This window comes from Chloroflexota bacterium, assembly GCA_016235055.1.
Lineage (GTDB): Bacteria > Chloroflexota > Anaerolineae > JACRMK01 > JACRMK01 > JACRMK01.
Genome location: JACRMK010000080.1, coordinates 1 through 18,689 on the forward strand (window position 1 = coordinate 1; position 18,689 = coordinate 18,689).

The window sequence follows — 18,689 nt, forward strand, 5'->3', positions numbered from 1 at the left end:
GCGCGGGCGCGTCCGCTGCCACAGAGCCATCCGCCGATGCTTCGCCCCTACCGTACGCCTGCCACGTCGCCGCGCCAGCGTCCGTTGTCACCCTTCCATCACCGCGATCTCTTCGTCCGTCAGCCCGTACAACTCATGCACCAGCGCGTCGATCTGGCGGTCGGTGGCGCGCAGAGACCTCGCGGGTCTTGAAGACCCGCGAGGTCTGGTACGCCGCACCGTCGTAGGGGCGCGGTCGCCGCGCCCGGCCATCGCATCATCGTAGGGGCGAAGCATCGGCGCGGGCGCGTCCGCTGCCACAGAGCCATCCGCCGATGCTTCGCCCCTACCGTACGCCTGCCACGTCGCCGCGCCAGCGTCCGTTGTCACCCTTCCACCACCGCGATCTCCTCGTCCGCCAGCCCGTACAACTCGTACACCAGCGCGTCGATCTGGCGGTCGGTGGCGGCGATCTGCGTGGCGATCAGGTCGCGCGCGGCTTGCGACCCGGCGGCGGCCTGCCGCTTGTGCAGGTCGAGCATCTGCGTGACGAGCGTCACCATCCGGTCGTGCCGCGCCTTGTCGTTCGCGTCGGCGAAGTCGATCGGGCGGATAGGGAGTTGCGCGATGAATTGTGTCCAGAACCTCACATATCCACCGCGCAAGTGAGTCCCAATTATGCTCAGATATGAGAACAGTAGTGGCGAATTGAGTAAACCAAGCACGTAGAACGACGACAAATCATCGGATTTCAACAGGACGCCATACCCTGTCTTGAAGAAATACCCTGATTCGTCATATGTAAACGATGCAACATTGTTGTAGTCTGGAACGATAATTTTCGGTCGTCGAAATAGCGTCATACTTTTGGGATACCCAAAGGCATACCAATTTGCGCCTGTGAACTTACCTTTTTCACGTGCGGCCAATATGCTACGGTTCAATGCCAAATAGTCCAGAGTTTTCGGGAAACGCTTCGCCATTTCGGTAGGCGAATATAGGCGAGATACCGAATCGGTAGTCTCATACGGACTGATCAGTCTCGTCGTGCTTACAGGCTGTTGATAACGTCGAATATCGCTGCCGCGCAGAAATGGGACTGTTGCTTCAGATTCAACTCGCACGACCCGGTCGAGATTCTTTGATGCCCCTTCGATCAGTTGACCACTTAGGCGGCAGTCCTCGAGCACAAAGACATCATCAGCGCTTGTCTGCGTACCAACAAAGATATGCGCCACATCCCCCAACTTCACCGGCATCCGGCTCAGGCGCTCGAACAACGCCGCACCCGCGCCAACCGTGAAATTCCACTCCGCGCCGGTGATGCTGGCGGCCGGCACGTCGCCCGCCACGCCCGCACCGTTCAATCGCCACGCGTTGAGGTCGTCCACCTTGACAATGTGCGCCGCGTCCGCACCCGCCTTGTCGAGGAACATCAGACAGGTATAGGTCGTCGCACCCGCGAAGACCTGTTGATCGCCGAAATGGACGACGTGCCGCAGGTGCTTGCCTTCCGAGAGCACGCCGCGCAGCGGCGCGCCGTACTTCGCGTTGAAGAACTTGTGCGGCAGGATGAAGCCGAGCGTGCCCGTCGCGTTCAGAAGGCCGAGCGCGCGCTCGACGAACACCACATAGACATCGTAGTTGCCCGACCCGGCGGCGCGGTACAGCCGCTTGTACGCCTCCACCTCGCGCGGCGCGTACTCCGTCATCGTTTGAATACGCACATACGGCGGGTTGCCGATCACGACGTCAAAGCCGCCCGCCTTCATCACCGCCGGGAACTCGGCGCGCCAGTCGAACGCGCGCACCGCCTCGCGCGCGGCCGGGTCGTCGGCGTAGTCGGGCCCGATCAGGCTGTTGCCCCAGCGGATGTTCGCGTCGAGGTTCGGCAGGGCGCGTTCGCCGTCGCCGTCCAGCAACTGCGGCTGCAGCGTCTCGCGGCTCTCGTCCTCCAGCACCGTCAGCAGCAGGCTCAGCTTCGTCACCTCGACCGCCTGCCGGTCGATATCGACGCCGTAGATGTTGTTGAGCAGGATGCGCTTCTTCTCGGCGGTCGTCAAGCGCCAGTCCGGCGTGCCCGCGCCGTGCGTCGCGTCGTAGAGCGGCTTCTGCTTGGCCGGCTCGTGCGCGGCGTACCAGTCGCGGTGCCAGTCGAGCAGGAAGCGGTACGCGCCGAGCAGGAACGAGCCGGAGCCGCACGCCATGTCGAGCACGCGCAGTGCCGACGCCTCCTTCGGCGTCCGGCCGTCCAGCCGCCGCCCGAGCGTCTGCCGCACGATGTAGTCGACGATGTACGAGGGCGTGTAGTAGACGCCGCCCGCCTTGCGCACCTCCGGCTTCTCCTCGATCTTGGCGTGGCCGCCGGCGGTGACGCGGATTACTTTTCCAAGAAATTGCTCGTAGACGTTGCCGAGGATCTCGGGCGGCATCAGCCGGAAGTTATAGGTGCCGTACAGCTCGCCGATCAGCGCCTTCAGCACGCGGTCGTCGATCTCCAGCTTGAGCACGGCGCGGTCGCGCGCAAAGTCGAACAGGCCGGAGTTGTACTTGCGGTCAGCCTTCCTGAACAGCGCGACGAGCGCGGGGTAGATGCCGTCGCGCGCGGCCAGCTCGCGCAGTTGGCCGTACGGCTCGATGTCGCGGTCTTCGGCGATGCGCAGGAAGATCAGCCGGTCGATCGTGCGCTGGACGGCGTCGGTCAGGTCGTCGGCGGAGAGGCTGTTGCGCAGTTCGATGTTCTGCGCCAGCGCGCGCCGCCAGCCCTCGATCGTGTCGAGGAAGTCGGCATCGACCGTCACGCTGCCGCGCTTGCCGGTCTCCGACTGCGCGAACTGGTCGAACGCTCCGCCGCGCACCGCCTCGAACGAGAAGAGGTCCCAGAGCGCGCGCCACTCATCGGCGTACTGCGGGAAGGTGTAGTACTGCTTGCGCGCCACCGACGGCTTGTCGCCCGGCTTCGGCTTGCTGCGGCAGTCGTAGACGGCGAACTCCTCGAAGTCGGTCAGGATCGAGAGCGCCAGCTTGCCGTTCCAGCCGTAGCGGCGCAGTTGGAACGCGGCGTCGGCGTTGGTCTTGAGCGCGACGCCCGGCTTCTTCGCCTCGACGTAGAACTTGATGTCGTGCTCGGACATGCGGAAGGCATAGTCGGGCGCGCGCTGGCTGGCGTCGATCTCCAGCGAGACCTCGGTCATCACCGGCTTGTACTGCGGCGCGCGCCGCTCGACGTTCAGCACGTCCCAGCCGAGCGCCGTGAACAGCGGGTCGATCAGTTCGCGGCGCGCCTCGGCTTCTTTGTAGCGCGGCGCGTGGTACGCCTCGCGGTTCGTGAGGTAGTGCTTGACGAGCGACGCGATCTGCGCGCGCGATTGGTCGAAGGTGAGCATAGGTATCAGGGAACAGGGATCAGGGATCAGGGATCAGGGTTCAGGGATCAGGGTTCAGGGATCAGGGTTCAGGGTTCAGGTGTCAGACGCTTCGCCAGCTTCGACAAGATGAGCCGTCGGCTGAGCTTGTCGAAGCCGATTCTGCAACCGCTCGATTTGGGGACAGTATACCGCAAACCACCAGACCTGAAGGGTTTTGCATGGCTCCTCCCATTCGCCGCCTCTCGCCGTAAACCCTTCGGGTCTATCACGTCGCCGCGCCGCACCACCAGACCCGAAGGGTTTTGCGCGGATCCCCTCATTCGCCGCCTCTCGCCGTAAACCCTTCGGGTCTACGGTCGAAGCACACAAAGACCTCGCGGGTCTTGAACCGCGAGGTCTGGCACGGCACGCCTTCGTCCGTTTGTCCGTCATCTATCCGTTGACCCGCCGCGCATCCTATCCGTTTATCCGTCGCTGTGCGCTGGCCTCCAGCCAGCGCACGTTTAGCGGTCTGCGGCAAGCGCCGCAGACTCAGCATCCGTTGACCATCGCCTCGATCGCCGCGAGGCGCTGCTCAAGCCGCGCCGCCTGCCGCCGCGTGCGCGCCCAGCCGGTGCCCAGCAGCAGGCACGCGCCGAGCGACAGGCCGATGCCGCCCAGTAACGCCGGGAGCAGCGCGCTATTCAGCACTGCCGCTTCGGCGGGCCGCTCGGCGACGCGCGCACCCGCCCCCTGCGCTTCCAGCGCCGCGATACGCGCCGCCTGCGCATCCGTGATCTGCGCCAGCGCCTGAATCGCGGCCAGCGCGATGCCGTCCGCGTCAATGGTATTGATATGCCGCTCGTCCTCGCCCAGCCCGAACGCCGCGTAAACGTCCTGCGCCATCGGTCCCATGTGCCGGATCGACGCATCCTGCGTCTTGTAGCTCCACGTCGTCACCGGCATCGCCGCCACCTGCGCCAGGATCGCCCGCCCGTCCACCGTCGTCAGGTTCATTTTGGCGTTGCGATCACTCAGCGCGCTCCATGAGTTACCGCCGGCTGGGACCTGCACCCCGGCCGTCGTCGCGCCGCCGCCGTCGACCGCCGTGACGAAATACACACCGCCCGTGGTGCGCGCAGAGAATGCATTGGCAAGTCCGCATGAGAAACCATACGGTTGAGAATCCGCCCACGTGAAGCAGCCCGGCTGCTGCGACACGGCGTTATACCCGGCGGCGTAGCTGTAATCGCCTTGAGCGGCGCTATTATAGCCGCCGCCGACCGTCGAGAACAATCCGCTAGCGGCGCTACTATAGCCGCCGCCGACCGTCGAGAACGCTCCGCTAGCGGCGCTATTATAGCCGCCGCCGGCCGTCGCGTACCATCCGCTCGCCGTGTTTTTTTGGCCGCCGCCGACCGTCGCGAACGCTCCGCTCGCCGTGTTGGTTATGCCACCACCGACCGTTGCGTACAACCCGCTCGCCGTGTTGTTGGCGCCGCCGCTAGCGGTCGCATAATTGCCGAGCACGCTGTTGGCTGTGCCGCCGCCAATCACGCCGCCGCTGACCGTGACGGGCAGCGTATTCTGCACGGGATTGCCCAGCACGCTCGGGGCAAACGGCCCCGGCTGCGTCGTGAACGCCGGCAGGGATAGCGCGTACGACGCGGGCAGCAGCGGCTGGCGCGGCTGCAGCGTCGTGTACCCGCCGCTGCCCGCCGGGCAGCGTACCTGTGTGGCGAGCCAGCGCCCCTGCCCATTGAATACGCCCACGCCAAAATCCAGCGGCGCGGTGAACAGCCCGCCCGTCACCGCCAGCGTCGCCGTGACGTTGCCGCCGATCGGCACGCCCGCCGTTGCGTCATCGAACAACGAGAAGACGAAATCACAGGCGGCGTTCACCGCTGCGCCATTGCTCTGCAAGCGCCCCTGATAGCTGATCGCCGTCGTCAGTGCGACGCTAACCGGCGCGGACTGCGAAGCAGTTTCCGGCGCGCGGGCTTCCTGCGCTGATGCGCTGAGCGCAGCCAGTCCGAAAACGGTAGCCAGTATAACGACGGCGAGCACTACGAGCCGAAGCCAAAGCGTGCGAGGCATACGTTCCTCCTGGAGAGTGTGGCCATAGCCAGACGGATCTGGCGGGTGGTGTGAGGCCGTAAGTTGCCCGGATTGTAGCGATGAACATGTCGCGCGTCAACGCCAAATACAAAGACCTCGCGGGTCTTGGAGACCCACGAGGTCTGATGTGCCACAAGCCCGCAGACCCGAAGGGTTTTGCATGGCTCCTCCCATTCGCTGCCTCTCGCCATAAACCCTTCGGGTCTATCACACTCGCCGCGCCGCCCTCAGCAATTCTCATTTTGGAGTCCGCCGCCAGGTTGCCCCTCATCCCCTGGCCCCTTCTCCCCCGCGCACGCGGGGGAGAAGGGGAAAAGCTAACGGGGAGGGCAACGCCGCTTTCTTGTCGAGCCAGCTTGTGTGACAAGCACCAGGGGGCCAGTTCATAGCAAGCCGACATTGGGAAGTACCCGTCCAAAGCCAAATTGGGAATTGCTGGCCGCCCTATGCGGCATTCGACCGTGCGCGCTTCTGGTGTATACTCGCCGTTGCAAACTAGCGGCCGTCAGCCGCATCGCGCGCGACATCCAGACGCACGGCTCAATCCACCCCGCCGGCGCACTGACCTCGCCGGCCAGCCATCGGAGGGATCATGAACGAGGCTCTGCTCGACGCGTTTCACCACAACAGTTGGGCGACCCGGCAACTGCTCGCGGCCTGTCGCGGACTTTCCATGGAACAGCTCGCGTCCTCCGCGACCGGCAGCTACGGGAGCATTCTGGACACATTCAATCACATTATCGGCGCGGATGCCTGGTACCTGTCGCTGCTATCCGGCAGCGGGCCCGAATGGGCACGCAAGCGCGAGAAGAGCGCCGACCTCGACCAGCTCGAGGCGCGCGTGGAGGAGACCGCGCAGAACTGGGAGCGGTTCCTCGCCGAGCCGATCAATACGGAGCGGGTGCTCATCCTCGATGAAGGCAAGTACGAGACGTACCCCGGCGTGATCATTGCCCAGGCGTTCCATCACGGCAGCGCCCACCGCGAGCAGATCTGCGCGATCCTGACCGGCTTCGGCCTCGAACCGCCGGACGTTCAAGCCTGGGCGTATGCGGACGCCACCGGTCGCGGGCGCGACGCGATGTAGGGGCGGGGCATCGGCCAGACGCGCCTGTTGGCTCAGCACGTCCCGCCGATGCTTCGCCCCTACCACAACACCCCAACATTCAGCCGCGCATCATCCGGCGTTAATGCGCAGCTTATCCGGTGCTGTTATAAATGGAGGGTGAACATCATGCGGCGGGCGCGAGCGCCCGCCGAGTGCATTCCTGAGGAGGAAGCAGATGAGCAAGAAAGCGATGGCCGTGCTGGTTATAGCCGTCTTTGTCGTCAGCCTGCTGACGAGCGCCGTCGCGGGCGCGGCGGCCGGCATCATGGCGGTGCGCGCGGCGCCGGTGGACCTGCTGCGCGGCGCGCAGTCGAACAACGTCCCGGCGCAGGCGCCCGGCGGCACGGCGCCGAACAACCAGACGCCAAGCGACCCGAACCAGCAGCCGAACACGCCCAACAACCGGCAGTTCCCGAACGGGCAGGCCCCGCGCGGCACACTCGGCGGCGCGGCGGTCGTCAGCCAAGTCGTGACCGGTTCGCCCGCCGAGAAGGCTGGCCTGCAGGTCGGCGACATCATCGTGTCGGTCAACGGCGCGCGGCTCGACGCCAACCACACGCTCGACGTGCTGATCCAGCAGTCGAAGCCGGGCGACACGGTCGAGTTGGGGCTGCGGCAGCGCGGCCAGGCCGAGAGCACGCTGAAGGTGACGCTCGGCGCCAACCCAAGCAACGCCGCGCAAGCGTACCTGGGCATCCAGTTCCAGGCGACGCCCATCAGCGGCACGCGCCCGACGTCGTAGCGACCAGTCGCTCGTCGGTAGTCAGCAACTGGTAGTTGTAGTCGCCTGTTGCTCGTAGACCTCGCGGGTCTTCACGACCCGCGAGGTCTTTTGCGTTGCGATTGCGGCTTGTAGCGGCGCATGTTACAATGCGCGCCATGACAACCCTCGCGACGGCCCCTCGCTCGCGCCTCTTCTACGGCTGGATCGTCGTCCTCGTCTCCGCGCTCGGCGGGTTCGTCGTCTCCGGCGCAGGGTATGCCGCCTTCGGGCAGTTCATCCAGCCGCTGTCGCAGGCGTTCGGCTGGCCGGTCGGCGTCATCGGGCTGGTCAGCACCGTGCGCCTGGTCACCGCGATGGTCGTCTCACCGGTCGTCGGCTGGCTGTCCGACCGCGTCGGCCCGCGCGTGGTGCTGGCGGCCGGCGCGCTGATCACCGGTGCGGCATACCTCGCGCTCTACTTCATCAGCGACCCGGTCGTCTTCTACGCCGTGTTCACCGTCGCGATGGCGCTCGGCTTCAACATGCTGGTCGGCACGCCTGCGCAGGCGGCCGTCGCGCGCTGGTTCCGCCGCCAGCGCGGCATGGCGATGGCGATTGTGTCGATGGGCAGCTCGTTCGGCGGCGTCTTTCTGGTTCCGGCGGTGCAACTGCTGCTGGCCGGCGGCGACTGGCGCTGGGCGTTCGGCGTGATCGGCGCGGGCATCCTGCTGGTTAACCTGCCGCTCGCCGTCCTTTTCCTGCGCGACGATCCCGAGTCGCTCGGCCTGCACGCCGATGGCGACGCGTCGCCCCCGCCGGTCGCAGCGGCCAGCGAGCCCGCGCACGACGACCGGCAGTGGTCCGCGCGCGAGATCTGGTCGGCCCCCGACTTCCGCCACCTGGCGATCGGCCTGCTCTTCACGGCGTCGCTCTGGTCGCTCATCGAGTTCTACCAGTTCCCGATCCTCACGTCGCGCGGCGTCGACGGCGGCACCGCCGCGCTGTTCATCTCCATCTATTCGTTGTGCGCTGCGCTGACCAAGTTCGGCTGGGGCTACCTGGCCGACCGCGTCGACTTGCGCCGCCTGCTGGTCGGCGCGCTCTGGCTGAACGCGGCCGGGCTGGCGCTGCTGGCGTTCGCCGACAACACGGCGCTGTTCTGGCTGTACGCCACCGTCAGCGGCGCGACCGGCGGCGGGCAGGCCGCGCTGGCCGCCCCGCTGATCGCCCAGCGCTTCGGGCGGCGCTCATACGGCGCGGCCGCCGGCCTGCTGATGCCGCTCACGATGATCGTGCCGGCCATCGCCGTGCCCGTCGCCGGTTTCGCCTTCGACGCGACCTACACGTACGCGCCGGTCTTCGTCGCCGTGGCGCTGCTGGCGATGCTGACGAGCACGAGCCTCCTCCGCCTTCCCGGGCGGCGGGAGACGATGGTAGTGCGCGAGCCGGGCGCGGCAAGCGGCGGATAGTTTTTTCGTTCGGGTGATATAATCGAGGGCAATACCTCACGAGGGAGGAATTGCCATGGCCGACCATCTTCGGGCACGCAACGTGATGCGGTTATTCTTCGCGCTCGCACTGGCATTTTTCTTCACGGCGCTCGCGCTCGGCAGCCTGCGCGCCTTCACCGCCCGCGCGGCGCCCCCTGCCGCCGTCGCCGGCATAGCCAACGTCAGCATCGCAAGCTTTGCGTTTTCGCCAAGCGTCATTACGGTGCCGGTCGGCACGACGGTCGTCTGGACGAACAACGACCCCTTCACGCACACGGCCACGAGCGACGCCGCGATCTGGGACTCCGGGCAAATCGGCCCGGGCCAGGTCTTCAGCATGACGTTCAATGCCGTCGGCGACTTCCCTTATCATTGCAATATCCACATTCTCATGCACGGCACGGTCGTCGTTACTGGAAGCGTGCTGTACCTGCCGACGATAGCAAGATAGCGGGGAGCGGGGGCGGGGAACAGGGATCAGGTGTCAGGGATCAAGAGTCAGGGATCAGGGCACAGGGATCGGGTTTCAGGGATCAGGGGGCAGGGATCAGGTGTCAGGGTCCGCGAATCGGGGATCGGGAACCAGTAGTAATGAACGACGCGGGATGAGATGTTTTCCATTGGCGCATTGCGAGGCGATAATGTCATCCATTAAGACATTCCGTGATTTGCAGGCGTGGCAGGAGGCCATGATGCTGGCGGTAATGTGCTATGACGTGACGCGCGGATTTCCACGCTCGGAAGAGTTTGGCATGACCTCGCAAATCCGACGTGCCGCCGCTTCAGTTCCGGCCAATATCGCTGAAGGTCATGGCCGACAAACGCGCGCCGACTATGCGCGCTTTCTGAGCGTCGCCCACGGCTCGCTCCGCGAACTGGAAACGCACCTGATGCTCTGCGAGCGCGTCTCGCTAACGACCAGTGAATCCACCGCGCCGCTCCTTACCCAGTGTGACAAAGTCGGCAAACTGCTGTACAGCCTGATGCGCGCCCTGCGCGCCCCTGCGCCTAGCACCTGATCCCCGACACCCGATCCCTGATCCCTGTTCCCTGATCCCTGTTCCCTGTTCCCCGGAGCACGCCATGACCGAACTGACCGCCGACCTGATCGTTTCCGCGCGCCTGCCTGGCGAACTCACATTGTCGCCCGACGGCCGCACCGTCGCCTACACGCTCGCACCGATCGGCAAACGCGAGCCGCACCCGCTCGCCAGCATGTGGCTGGCCGCCACGGACGGGCTGACGCCGCCGCGCCCGCTCACGACCGACACCTGCGACAACCGCCGCGCACAGTGGTCGCCGGACGGCGCGCAGATCGCATTCCTGTCCGATCGCGCCGAGCGCGGCACGCTTCAGTTGTACGTCATCCCGGTTGCCGGCGGCGAAGCGCGCCCGCTGACGCCAGCTGCGAACAAACGCCCGGTGCGCGCCTTCGCCTGGTCGCCGGACGGCGCGCAGATCGCGTACACATGCGCCGATGAGCCGGATGATGAAGAGAAGCGCCGCGAGAAAGAGCGCGACGATGCGGTCGTGTTCGGCGAGCGTCTCCTGCGCGCCCGCCTGCGCGTTATGATGGTAGCCACCGGCGAGACGCGCACACTCACCGACGGCAATCGCCATGTAAGCGAGTTGGCGTGGTCGCCGGACGGCTCGCAAATCGCCTTTGCCACCTGGCCGGCGCCGGCGGAGGAGTTCTCCGGGCGCGACACGCGCATTGACGCCGTGCCGGCCACCGGCGGCGACGCGCGGCTCGTGGCCCGCCTCGGGCGGCAGCGCCTGCGCGGGCTCGTCTGGTCCGGCGACGGGCGTCGACTGCTGTTCATCGGCTCCGCCAGCCGCCACGCGCAGTCATCCGGCGCGCTCTGGGCCGTGGATGCCATCGGCGGCGATCCGGTGCATCTCGCATTCGGCGAAGAGTCGTGCGCGAGCGATCTGGCGCAGCCGCGCGGCTCGTCACGTGCGCTGGCCGTCGTCGCCGCCGGCATCGACACGCAACTGCACTGGATCGACGCCCAGACCGGCGCGCTCGATCATTTCTACGCGGCAAGCGAAGAGACGCCGGTACGCGACATCCTCGCGGCCACGGCGGTCGTGCCGCCGCACAGCACGCCGGTGCTGGCCGCCGTGCGCGCCGGCGGCGACAAGCCGTGGGAGGTCTGGAGCGCGCAGGCGAGCAGCGGTGTGCCCGTGATCTGGTCGGCGCTGACCGCGCACCAGACCGCCTTCGACGGCATCCGCTTTGGAGAACAGGAGCCGTTCTATTGGCAAGCGCCGGACGGGCTGATGCTCGACGGTATCTTCGTGCGCCCGGCCAACGATCTGACGCCGCCCTGGCCGACCGTGGTGCTCGTGCACGGCGGGCCGTACGGCCGCTTCGCACAAGGGTTCTTCGTCGGCTGGGGCCAGTGGGCGCAGTGGCTGGCGACGGCGGGCTACGCCGTGCTGCTGCCGAACCCGCGCGGCGGCATGGGACATGGCGAGCGGTTCGCGGCGGCGGCGCGCGGCGACGTGGGCGGCGCGGACTGGCTCGACGTCGCCAGCGCCGCCGATGCGGCGGTCGCGCGTGGCCTGGCCGACCCGGCGCGGCTCGGCATCGGCGGCTGGAGCCAGGGCGGCTTCATGACCGCCTGGGCCACCACGCAGACGCGCCGCTTCAAGGCGGCCATCATGGGCGCGGGCGTCAGCGACTGGGGCATGCTGACGCTGACGAGCGACGTGCCGGACTTCGAGAGCGAGCTCGGCGGCAACGTGCCGTGGGACGGCCCTGGCGCGCGGCACGACCTGGCGCTGTCGCCAATTATGGTTGCGCGGCGCGCGGCCACGCCGATCTTGATCCTGCACGGGCAGAACGACGAGCGCGTGCCGGTCTCGCAGGCGGTCGGCTTCCACCGCGCCATGCGCGACGTGGGCGTGCCGTCGGAACTGGTGATCTACCCGCGCGAACCGCACGGCATCGGCGAGCGCGCGCACCAGATCGACGTGCTCGTGCGCGTGCGCGCCTGGTACGCACGCTGGCTGTGACGGCGCGCTTTTTGGCGCGAGCGGTCGCGGTGCTATACTCGTGGCATAGCGCGGCGCAGTGCGGGCGCGGCCGCGCACTGCGGGCGTACCAACGAGTCGACGACCACGCGAACGATCCACTTCCGGCACCCGCACCACGCCCCGCATCGCCTCGCTCACGCGTCTCCGGCATTGCGTACTCCCATACTTTCCATTTACGAGGACATCATGGACAAATCAATGCGCATCGTGACCGACGCCGCGGCCGACCTGCCGCCCGCCGAAGCCGCGGCAATGGGCATCACCATTGCGCCGCTGCACATCAAGTTCCCGGATCGCGAGATCAGTTCAAGCGACATCACCCCGGACGATTTCTACAACCGGCTCGAAGCGATGCAACCGCATATCCCCACCACGTCGCAGCCGTCGGTCGGCGCGCTGGAGGCGCTGTTTCGCGCCGTCAGCGCAGACGGCGCGCGCGTATTCTCCATCCATATCTCGTCGGGCCTGAGCGGAACGTTCGGGTCCGCTGCGCTGGCCGCAAAGCAGCTGGGCGAGGGGGTGGTGCACGTCGAAGATAGCCTGACGCTGTCCGGCGGCGAGCGCTTTCAGGTGCTGGCCGCGGCCAACGCCGCGCGCGCCGGCTGGGAGCCTGCGGCGATCATCGCGCACATGGCGAAGCTGCGCGCCGAGACCGAGGTCGTCTACACGCTCGACACGCTGAAGTACCTGGAGCGCGGCGGGCGTATCGGCCGCGTGCAGGCGCTGGCCGGCGCGCTGCTCAACATCAAGCCGCTCATTCACGTCGACAAGAAAGACGGCAAGTACAGTAACCTCGGTCGCGCGCGCACGATCCGCGCGGCCGTGGGGCAGATCGCGGACCGCATTGCGGGGCTGTACGACCAGCAGACGCCGCTGTGGGTCTCGGTGCTGCACGGCCGCATCGAGCCCGAGGCCAACGCGCTCGCGGAGTTGCTGCGGCAGAAGGTGAACGTGGGCCGGCTGGAGGTGCTGCGCATCTCGCCGGTGCTCGGCGTGCACACGGGGCCCGGCATCGTGGGCGTGGCGGTCGCCCCGCTCGTGCTGGTCGAAGGGTTCCGCTAAGCGGTCGTACATAGCGAGCGATGCGGCACGTCCGGCGCAGTGTGAACCGCGCCGGACGTGCCGCATCGCCAATCTGAATCAGGGGGGAATGAATGAACAGCGCACCAAACACAGCAGCAGGCGCATCGTCTGCAAGACCGGTGCTGGTTCCGGCCGGCGAAGATCGGTTCAACGAACAGCGCGGGCTTGGCATTAGCACGATTGCCTTCAAGGTGTCCGCGCAGGAAGGCAGCGATCTTTTCGTGCTCGAGAACACCTTCCGCCAGAAAGGCGGTCCCGCCCGTCACCTGCACCACAACCAGGACGAATGGTTCTTCGTCATCGAGGGCGCGTTCGTTTTCGAAGTCGGCGCCGAGCGCTTCGTGTTGCAGCCGGGCGATTCACTGCTCGCGCCGCGCCGCGTGCCGCACGTCTGGGCCTATACGGGCGGTTCGGCGCTTGGCCGCATCCTCGTGACGTTTGCGCCGGCCGGGAAAATGGAGGCGTTCTTTCGCGAGGTCACCAAAGCCAACGCGATGCCGCCGCAGGACCCGGCGCTCTGGCGCGCCCACGACATGGAGTTGCTCGGGCCGCCGCTCGCCGTCTAGCCGGCGTCCCGCCACAAGCCGCCGTCAGCACGGCGTCTTCGCCGGATCGTACTTCGCGCCGATGCTGAACCGGGGCCGCGCCAGGTCGAGCAGGTCGCGCGTGCCGTTGTCCACAATTTGCGCGCACAGGCTGCGCGAGCGGTAGGTCGACTTTCTGTCGCCGGAATAGAACAGGCTCAGTTCCAGCGTCGCGTTGCGCACCAGGTCGTCAAAATAAAACGGCAGATTGTTGCCGCTGCTCAGGTAGCTCTCGGCCAGCCCCAGCAGCGCGGCCAGCGCGTCGACTTGCATCGACGCCGCGCTCAGGTTTCGGTGGTAGCACTTGACCTTGTTGCGGGTGGCGTCGGCGCTGAGCCAGTCGGGGAACCAGACGGTGCGGCCGCGATCAAGACGGTACAGGATCTGGCTCGGCGCGGCGCCGGACAGCTTGACGGAGGCTTGCGGCTGCGGGCGCGGCACGAAATTCGGCGGCAATTGTTTCCAACTGCACAACGCCTCGGCCGCGCGCAACATGGATGGATCGGGCGCGTTTGCGCCGTCGATGCCCGCGCCGTCGACCAGCGTGGCGACGATAAACGGATCGCCCGCCGTCGTTTCCGCGTCCGGGTCGCCCAGCACGGCCTGGCGCAGCAGGCGCAGCACGTGCTGCGCCGCGTCAGGCAACGGCAGCGTGCCAACAGCCGCCCCCGCCGTGCTGAGGGTCGTCATCCGATTCCGCAGGCTGTCGGCCAGCGCGTGGAGGTCGGCCATGGCATGCGCGCCCTTCATGAACAGCGTGACCGCCACGCTGATCGCGTGCGGGTATACAAAGGCGTCCAGCGCCGCCGGATCGGCCAGGCCATCGATCGCCAGCGTGACGGCGGGCCGCATGCGCAGGGGGGTCACCTTGCGCCACGCCATCTCGGCGGCCGCCGCGGGCGCGATTTTAGGCGTGAGGCGGGGCAGATAGTAGCGCCAGAAATGGTTGTAGGCATGCCCATGCTCATGCAGCCACGGCACGCAGGGCTCGCCCTGACCCTGCCGTGCCAGCGCCTGCACGAACTGCGCGGCATAGGCCGGCTTGTCGGCCAGCCAGGCCATCGGCGCCACGGCGGGCACGGCGCCGAGCAGCGTCGCATAGGACTCGGTCCAGATGTAGGTACAGTGCAGCTCACGGACTTGCGCGGTCATGCGAGCCTCGCCTTTGTGCTATAATAACCTTGACTGTAGGATTCTCCTCAAGCGCCAAGCGGCGGCAAGGGCGGCGGATACGCCGTCCGGGGGATCACCTACGTTTGTGAGTGCAAATGGCCGCCCACGTTGTGGGCGGCCATTCCCATTGTCACGAGCCGGTGGCATCGCTCAGCAGCCAGCGGCGGCCATGAATCGCCTTGATCTGGCTGTCGGTCACGGCGCGCGGACCCTGCAGTTCGCCTTTGGCGGTCCAGCGCAGCGTCACCCATCTGCGCTCCGCGCCATCGGCGACAAACTCCACAAACGACGGCATGTCGCTCCCCTGCATTTTCGCCACGAAGTCCGACCGGAAGCCTGCATCAGCGCTCTGAAAAACATACTCCATCGGCGGCACAATCCAGCGCGTCGCTTTGCCGTCGCTGTTCTTCGCCTCGCCGCGCGGGTAGGCGACGAAGGCGCGATACGGCGCAGGCGCGCCAAGCTCAACCTCCACCTCGAGCAATTCCGTGTTCATCCCGTTGCGCCGCAGCTTCTCCAGGATCGTCAGCGGCTTGTCGCGCTCCATCGGTACGAACCAGCGCTTGAGCACGACCGCCGTCGCGAACCAGACCGCGAATCCCGTTGCCGCCGAGCCGATCCACACGTTGATGACGTCACGCAGTCCATAGACACGCAGGTAATCGCGCGGGTCGCCCAACCCGGCGGTCACCGCCGGGTACGCGAGCGCAAACGCGAAACTGAGGCAAACGGCCAATAGCCAGAAGTCAGCCGACTTCACGTCGAGGTCAAGCGGCTGGCGCGGCGCCAGGCGCACCCAGAAGAAGCGGAACGCGACGAGCATAAGGAAGCCGGGCAGCAGCAGCAGCGACGGCACGCCGAGCACCGTCAGCACCTCCGACGCGCCGAAGACGCCCGCGGTCAGCTTGAACGTCGCCACGACCGACCAACGCTGAACGGTTGCGCCCTGCGGCCGCTCGAACTGCGCCTCGAACGTGATCATCTGCTTGCCCGGCTGCACGCGATTGAGCGCGGTCACGGTGGCGGAGAAGACGCGCGTCTGCTGGGCGATCAGTGTCGCGCCACGCGCCGCGGGGTCGACGTGCACATCGAGCGTGCCAGGATTGTCCGGCGTCGCGGTGATGCCGGATAGCGTGAGCGGCCCGTTGGTCAGGTTGCTGACGATCACCTGCACCATGCCGTCGCGGCCGTCCTGAATCTGCTCCAGGGCGCTGTCGACCCGCACGCTCACCAGCTTGTCGGGCGATTCCAGCGGGCGGTCCTGCACGTCGAGTTGCGCCAGAAGAATGCCGGGCGTCTCTTTGCCGTCGGCCGCGACCAGTGCATAGTCCAGTTGCACCCACAGCGAGCCGGCGGAGGGCGCCGTGGTAGCGCGGGCAATGCGCACACTCCAGACGCCCGTCGCGCCCGCCGCTATCGTCGCGCCGGCGGCGGGAAGATCGCCGGTCAGGCTGAACCCTTCATCACCGAAGATCGCCGGGGCGGCCTTGATGCGCACCGCCGCGCCCGTCGGGTTGGCGAGCAGCAGGCGCGCTTCGGCGCTGTCGCCCGGCGCCAGCCGCACCGTGGCGGGCGTCAGACGCAACGTCACGGCCGGCGCCTGCGCCTGCGCCGTGCTGCATGCCCATGCCAGCCAGCCCACGACGATTGCCAGCGACCATGCGAGCCGTTTCATAGCGTTGCGCTCCTTCAAGCCGGCGTGCCGGCAGCCGTCACGGTGTTCTCGGGTTCAATTCTATCGCGCCAGCGTGACCTGTGTCAACCGCGACAGTTGGCCGGTATGCGCGGTCACGGCCCGGAGCGCGGTATAATCGATGCGGTTTGCCCTGACCGCAGCGGGCGACGCAAAGTCTCCGCGCGCGGCCACGCAGTCAAATCACCCACCCGAAAGGACGTTCCACCTCATGAGTGCCATCCGTATCGCCGTCATCGGCGCCGGGCTGCTCGGCACGCGCCACGCGCGCGTGTTCCACGAACAGCCCGACGCGGAACTGGTCGCCGTCGCTGACGTCAATCCGGCGCGCGAAGAGATCGCCAGCCGCTTCGGCGCCGCGTTCTACCCGGACATCACCACGCTACTGGCCAACGAGACGATCGATGCCGTCGCCGTTGCCACACCCGACCAGTCCCACCGCCAACCTGTCCTCGCCGCGCTGGGCGCGGGCAAGCACGTGTTTGTCGAGAAGCCGCTGGCCACGAGCGTTGAGGACACGCAGGCGATCACCGCCGCGGCCGCGCAGGTCGGCACGATCTGCATGGTGAACTACTCGCAGCGGTTCGTGACAGACTACGCATGGATCAAGCAGGCGTGCGACAACGGGCTGATCGGCGCGGCGCGCATGATCATCTCGGTGAAGTTCGACCAGATCTCCGTGCCGACCGGCATGATTCGCGGCTGGGCCGGCCAGACGTCGCCGATCTTCTTCATGTCGAGCCATGACATCGACCTGACCGGCTGGTACATCGGTGCGGAGCCGGTCGAGGTCGTGGCGCATGAATCGCGCGGCACGCTCGACACACTCGGCATCCCGGTGCACGACGGCATCATGGTGCTGGTTCGTTACGCCAACGGCGCCAACGCCAACTTCCACTCGTCGTGGATTCACCCGAACAGCTACCCGAACGTAGCCGACGGCTATATGCAGGTCATCGGCGAGAGCGGCGCGATTCTGTACCGCAACGGGGGGCGCATCATCGAGCTGCACAACGCGCATGGCGGCCAGCGGATCGAGTTCAGCGGCGCACATACCGCCAACGAGATCGGCGGCAAGTTGACCGGTGCGTTCACTGCATCAGTGCGGCAGTTCCTGGACAGCGTCCGCACCGGCACCGAGCCGATGCTGTCAGTGCGGCGCACGCTCGCGACGAGCCGTATTCAGCTGGCCGCGATAGAATCGATCGCGACCGGCAAGTCGGTCGCGATCTAACCGTAGCGGTCAGCCGACAGCCCGGCCATTCGCAGGCTCAGCACCCACAACTGCCTGGCCCGCGCCTCGTCGTAGGATTCGGGACTGGACTGCATGAACTGGCGGTTGACGATGAACTTGCCGCCGACGCCGTCGAGCGACGGGCCGGTGGCCGCAAGAGCACGCCGGTGATTACCCGCATCTTTGCCCCATCGCGCGCGTCAAGACCTCACAGGTTTTGAAAACCTGTGAGGTCCGATCGATGTGAGCAATCACGTGCACGACGCAATTGCGCCTCACACCTGAATACGTTAAAATAGGCGCTATCGAGGCTGACTATAGTAACGCAGAGGACCATGCATGAGTAGCTCACAACACAGCCCGGAAGCAGCATTATCACGCCGCGAACTATTGAAGAAGCTCGGCGCCGCCGGCGCCATCCTCGGCGCGCGCGCCATCGTGCCCACCAACTGGGCCCAACCTGAGGTCGAAACCGGCAACCTGCCCGTGCACGCGCAGACTTCAGGGCCAGGCACGGTGACCGGCGAGATCTGGGTGGGACCCTTCAATCCACAGCCCCCCACCCGGCAAGCGCCGGCCAATGGCAACAGTTTCACGGCAAGCATCCAGGGCACGGCGCTTTCCACCGCTGCCGTTTACGTCGAATTCAGCGGCGGCTACGACAAGTATTCATTTGGCATTCCCAGCGTCCCGTTCGGATCGCGAACCGTGAAGGCGCACGACGATACCAATTGCAGACCCGACCAGACGCAGAACTTGACCGTGGGACCCGGCACCAATACGCTGCCCAGTCCGTTCATCTTTTCACCTTTCGTAGCGGCGCCCACCGTCTGCTAGGCGACTAACGACGATAACGCGGCGACGACTTCGCGCTGTCTGCAGGGCGTCGCTTGTTCTTCTCTGGTGATTGCCCACATCTGCGTGGATAGCGCGCATCATGACCGCGCGGGTTTTGAAAACCCGCGCGGCTTGGTCGATATGGGTAATCACCAGTTGTACTTGTTTACCGGGTAGTCGTCGTGAGTATGCAACCCGTTCTACTCAGTTTGGGCGTAAATCGCATGAGCGCCCTGCACGCTTGCGCGGGATGGCGCCCCGGGCGAACTCGCTTGTACCCATCAACCCCACCCCCAAC

General features: G+C 66.5%; 15 protein-coding genes. 10 read left to right on the forward strand and 5 right to left on the reverse strand.

Translation table 11 applies throughout. The annotated features are described in order from the left end of the window. Window positions 1-87: 87 nt before the first annotated feature. The 3 genes from HZB53_19575 to HZB53_19585 all read right to left on the reverse strand — a co-directional run bounded on the left by HZB53_19575 (window position 88) and on the right by HZB53_19585 (window position 5,423). Window positions 88-300, reverse strand: a complete 213-nt coding sequence (locus HZB53_19575) for a hypothetical protein (protein MBI5879853.1) — start codon at window positions 298-300, stop codon at window positions 88-90. A gap of 65 nt (window positions 301-365) precedes the next feature. Then, complete coding sequence (locus HZB53_19580) at window positions 366-3,365, reverse strand: Eco57I restriction-modification methylase domain-containing protein (protein MBI5879854.1); 3,000 nt, start codon at window positions 3,363-3,365, stop codon at window positions 366-368. A gap of 513 nt (window positions 3,366-3,878) precedes the next feature. After that, the gene (locus HZB53_19585; GenBank protein ID MBI5879855.1) at window positions 3,879-5,423 is read right to left on the reverse strand and encodes a tail fiber domain-containing protein; all 1,545 of its coding nucleotides are present in this window, start codon (window positions 5,421-5,423) and stop codon (window positions 3,879-3,881) included. 613 nt (window positions 5,424-6,036) lie between these two features. Here HZB53_19585 and HZB53_19590 point away from each other — a divergent pair. The 8 genes from HZB53_19590 (at window position 6,037) to HZB53_19625 (ending at window position 13,436) form a co-directional block, all read left to right on the forward strand. Then, window positions 6,037-6,531, forward strand: a complete 495-nt coding sequence (locus tag HZB53_19590; GenBank protein MBI5879856.1) for a DUF664 domain-containing protein — start codon at window positions 6,037-6,039, stop codon at window positions 6,529-6,531. 196 nt (window positions 6,532-6,727) lie between these two features. Further along, a complete protein-coding gene (locus HZB53_19595) occupies window positions 6,728-7,294 on the forward strand; it encodes a PDZ domain-containing protein (GenBank protein ID MBI5879857.1) in 567 nt (188 codons plus the stop codon). 137 nt (window positions 7,295-7,431) lie between these two features. Next, window positions 7,432-8,724, forward strand: coding sequence for an MFS transporter (locus tag HZB53_19600; protein MBI5879858.1), 1,293 nt, complete (start codon window positions 7,432-7,434; stop codon window positions 8,722-8,724). An 85-nt stretch (window positions 8,725-8,809) separates the two neighbouring features. Beyond that, window positions 8,810-9,196 (forward strand): cupredoxin domain-containing protein, encoded by a 387-nt coding sequence (locus tag HZB53_19605; GenBank protein ID MBI5879859.1) that lies wholly within the window; start codon window positions 8,810-8,812, stop codon window positions 9,194-9,196. Between the two features lie 190 nt (window positions 9,197-9,386). Continuing rightward, window positions 9,387-9,764, forward strand: coding sequence for a four helix bundle protein (locus tag HZB53_19610; GenBank protein ID MBI5879860.1), 378 nt, complete (start codon window positions 9,387-9,389; stop codon window positions 9,762-9,764). A 64-nt stretch (window positions 9,765-9,828) separates the two neighbouring features. Beyond that, entirely contained in the window at window positions 9,829-11,766 is a 1,938-nt protein-coding gene (locus HZB53_19615) for a S9 family peptidase (protein MBI5879861.1), read from the forward strand. Between the two features lie 207 nt (window positions 11,767-11,973). Continuing rightward, window positions 11,974-12,849: a DegV family protein gene (locus tag HZB53_19620; protein ID MBI5879862.1), complete on the forward strand. Its 876-nt coding sequence runs from the start codon at window positions 11,974-11,976 to the stop codon at window positions 12,847-12,849. Between the two features lie 92 nt (window positions 12,850-12,941). Further along, on the forward strand, window positions 12,942-13,436 hold the full coding sequence (locus HZB53_19625; protein ID MBI5879863.1) for a cupin domain-containing protein: 495 nt from the start codon (window positions 12,942-12,944) through the stop codon (window positions 13,434-13,436). A 24-nt stretch (window positions 13,437-13,460) separates the two neighbouring features. Here HZB53_19625 and HZB53_19630 read toward each other — a convergent pair whose 3' ends face one another. Together HZB53_19630 and HZB53_19635 are read right to left on the reverse strand one after the other, a co-directional pair. Continuing rightward, window positions 13,461-14,606 (reverse strand): hypothetical protein, encoded by a 1,146-nt coding sequence (locus HZB53_19630; GenBank protein ID MBI5879864.1) that lies wholly within the window; start codon window positions 14,604-14,606, stop codon window positions 13,461-13,463. Window positions 14,607-14,757: 151 nt separating this feature from the next. Then, the gene (locus HZB53_19635) at window positions 14,758-16,302 is read right to left on the reverse strand and encodes a hypothetical protein (GenBank protein MBI5879865.1); all 1,545 of its coding nucleotides are present in this window, start codon (window positions 16,300-16,302) and stop codon (window positions 14,758-14,760) included. Between the two features lie 229 nt (window positions 16,303-16,531). Here HZB53_19635 and HZB53_19640 point away from each other — a divergent pair, with 229 nt between their 5' ends. Both HZB53_19640 and HZB53_19645 read left to right on the forward strand, forming a co-directional pair. Then, the gene (locus HZB53_19640) at window positions 16,532-17,554 is read left to right on the forward strand and encodes a Gfo/Idh/MocA family oxidoreductase (protein MBI5879866.1); all 1,023 of its coding nucleotides are present in this window, start codon (window positions 16,532-16,534) and stop codon (window positions 17,552-17,554) included. Window positions 17,555-17,893: 339 nt separating this feature from the next. After that, window positions 17,894-18,391 (forward strand): hypothetical protein, encoded by a 498-nt coding sequence (locus tag HZB53_19645; GenBank protein ID MBI5879867.1) that lies wholly within the window; start codon window positions 17,894-17,896, stop codon window positions 18,389-18,391. Window positions 18,392-18,689: the final 298 nt, after the last annotated feature.